This window comes from Roseateles sp. P5_B10, from assembly GCF_056400485.1.
This window is the reverse complement of sequence record NZ_JBFULE010000851.1, coordinates 1-2206: the sequence shown is the minus strand read 5'-3', so window position 1 is coordinate 2206 and position 2206 is coordinate 1. Positions and strand designations below refer to the sequence as shown.

Below are 2206 nucleotides of genomic sequence, written 5' to 3'. Positions count from 1 at the left end.
CCTCCTCGGTCCGCAGGCTGTAGTGCATCAGGCGCAGCCGCTCTCGCAACTGGTCAAGCACCCGCACCGAGCGAAGCGGCGGCAGCGCCGCCGATGGSGCAGGCCGCAGGTTTCCCCGAGCTGGCGAACTGAGTGAGCTGACTGGCATCATGACCACTCCAGCGGCGCCGAACAGGCCCGGCGAGAACTTGTAACAACGTGCCRCTTTTGCCGGAAATTTAATGCTGTATAAAACAACAGTCAACTGGAAAATTCTGAAGGTGAGTCAAGCACTTGCCACGATTCACCACGGCGATGTTGTGGCGCAGCTTGCCTGCCTAAGCAGCAGCGACTGTCTCCCGAGAACACGTTATGCGTCCCGAGGAGAAGGCCTGCGATGAATCTACGTTCCGCTTTCCTCATAGCTTTGTGGGCGGTTGCTTGCTACTTCGGCGCCACTGACTACAAGGCTCTTGCAGTTCCGCTCATGGCTGTAGCCGTCATTGGCCTTCTGTTGTCTGTACGTGGCGGGCAGGCTGCATTCCAGATTGAAATGTCGTGGCCAAAGTTGTCGCTTCCGGCAGTCATTCTTGGCATCGTGGCGGTAGCCGGCGTCATCGGCAGCGTGCTTGTGCCAACTACGGAGCCAACGGTATGGGTCAAAGTCAAACCATATTTCTATCTACTGCTTTGGCTGGCCGCTAGCGCCGTTGTCGTCTGTCGTTCTTCCCAAAGCAAAGTCACCAAAACCGAGGCGCCGTGACGCCTAACCATTCAATCAACCGGACATGCCCCGGCAAGCCGGGTCATGCCGGTTATCTCAAACGTTATGCACCTCGGAGACACATGCCATGAGTTGGGACGTTTCGGTGCAGCGCTTCTCGCGCGAATACAGCTCGATCGAGGATATCCCCGAGACTGAGCGCTGTGTTCCGCTGGGAAGTCAATCAGCGGTTCGCGCGCTCATTTCAGAGTACTTCCCCGGTACGGACTGGACGGAACCAGCATGGGGAGTATTTGATTCTCTCGACGGCTCCATCGAATTCAACATGGGAAAGGACGAACCAAACACAGGGTTCATGATGCATGTTCGTGCGTCGCCCGCGGTCGTCAACCCGATGATCGCTATGTGTAGGTCGCACAACCTCCAAGCTCTCGACGGTAGCTCGGGCCAGTTTCTGGAGAAGGCCACAGACCCTGGAGGCAGTCTGAAGCAGTGGATTGAGTACAGAGATCAAATTGTTGGGATGCACGATGCATAACCTTTCGCTGCAGCGGACGGCTTCGCCGTCCGCTGAGCTCGCACGTTAAACCGCTCCTGTTATGCCCGCTTTGATCCCCGGCGCAGACCAGCCTCGTGGCTTGCTGACGGTGTTGACGGATTCAACTTCCGAATATGGCGATCGGCACGACGCCGCTATGGATCTTGGTGTCTTTGACGAACCGGAGGTTGAGGCTGCGTTGCTTGCGATCGCTCTCAACCTCACGGAGGACCCCGACGTGGCAGATGCGGCGGGCGAATCTCTATCCGAGATCTGGCGTCGCAAAGGTTCGGCACCGCCTGCAACCATCGCCAACATGCATCCAGCGGCAAGAAAGTTCTTTCAACTATGAGGCGGTTTAACCCTTTGCTGCAGCGGACGGCTACGCCGCCCGCTGAGCGCGAACGTTGGGCATACGGGAGATGACGTGACAGCCGCGCCGCTCATTTGTGCCCGCTGCAATTTGCCGGTGGAGAAAAACGCAGAATCGTATGAAGTTTTCGAGCGCATGCATTGGCTCTGCTTTCATCTGGAATTCGAACATCAGGGAGATCCTGATGAACCGTGCGGTGATCCCGGCTGCCCTTGGTGGCACATTGAAGTTCTTCGGCGGAAGCTCGTCGAGCTTGGTTCTGACCCAGCGGCGGTCATCAAAGCGGCCATCGACGAGCGGTGGCGCTTGTGAGCATCCGGCTGCCCAACTTTTTGCTGCAGCGGACGGCTTCGCCGTCCGCTGAGCTCACACGTTGGTCGTCTCAATGAACGAAATCGCGACATTCGACGTCGAAGCCCAGCGGTTGGTGCAAGAGCATGTTGGCAAGCTGCGGCAGCTCTCGCATACCGAGGCGTCGGCGTTGCCCGAGGCGACTGACACTGAAKTCGTCGTTGCTGGCCGTCGTTGCCAGCTCACAGTTTTCGCGCAGCCCATTTCAACGGGCAGGCTCGTTGTGGCACAGGTAGCACGG

General features: G+C 58.0%; 5 protein-coding genes and 1 pseudogene. 5 read left to right on the top strand and 1 reads right to left on the bottom strand.

What is annotated here, in order from left to right; genetic code table 11:
* A pseudogene (locus AC1DU6_RS28455) lies at nt 1-244 on the bottom strand (hypothetical protein); the annotation flags it as partial.
* Between the two features lie 132 nt (nt 245-376).
* On the opposite strand from AC1DU6_RS28455, the gene AC1DU6_RS28450 reads away from it, so the two are divergent.
* The 5 genes from AC1DU6_RS28450 to AC1DU6_RS28430 all read left to right on the top strand — a co-directional run.
* Nucleotides 377-742, top strand: coding sequence for a hypothetical protein (locus tag AC1DU6_RS28450; protein WP_477861233.1), 366 nt, complete (start codon nt 377-379; stop codon nt 740-742).
* An 88-nt stretch (nt 743-830) separates the two neighbouring features.
* Nucleotides 831-1241, top strand: a complete 411-nt coding sequence (locus AC1DU6_RS28445; RefSeq protein ID WP_477861231.1) for a hypothetical protein — start codon at nt 831-833, stop codon at nt 1239-1241.
* Nucleotides 1242-1302: 61 nt separating this feature from the next.
* Nucleotides 1303-1593, top strand: coding sequence for a hypothetical protein (locus tag AC1DU6_RS28440; RefSeq protein ID WP_457324733.1), 291 nt, complete (start codon nt 1303-1305; stop codon nt 1591-1593).
* 75 nt (nt 1594-1668) lie between these two features.
* Nucleotides 1669-1926, top strand: a complete 258-nt coding sequence (locus tag AC1DU6_RS28435; protein ID WP_457324732.1) for a hypothetical protein — start codon at nt 1669-1671, stop codon at nt 1924-1926.
* Nucleotides 1927-1999: 73 nt separating this feature from the next.
* Nucleotides 2000-2206: hypothetical protein (locus AC1DU6_RS28430; protein ID WP_477861229.1), on the top strand; the 207-nt coding region annotated here is incomplete at its 3' end.

What these genes read in the sequence shown, in the direction of transcription:
- AC1DU6_RS28450 (WP_477861233.1), top strand. Translation starts at nt 377, where the DNA reads ATGAATCTACGTTCCGCTTTCCTCATAGCTTTGTGGGCGGTTGCTTGC.
- AC1DU6_RS28445 (WP_477861231.1), top strand. Translation starts at nt 831, where the DNA reads ATGAGTTGGGACGTTTCGGTGCAGCGCTTCTCGCGCGAATACAGCTCG.
- AC1DU6_RS28440 (WP_457324733.1), top strand. Translation starts at nt 1,303, where the DNA reads ATGCCCGCTTTGATCCCCGGCGCAGACCAGCCTCGTGGCTTGCTGACG.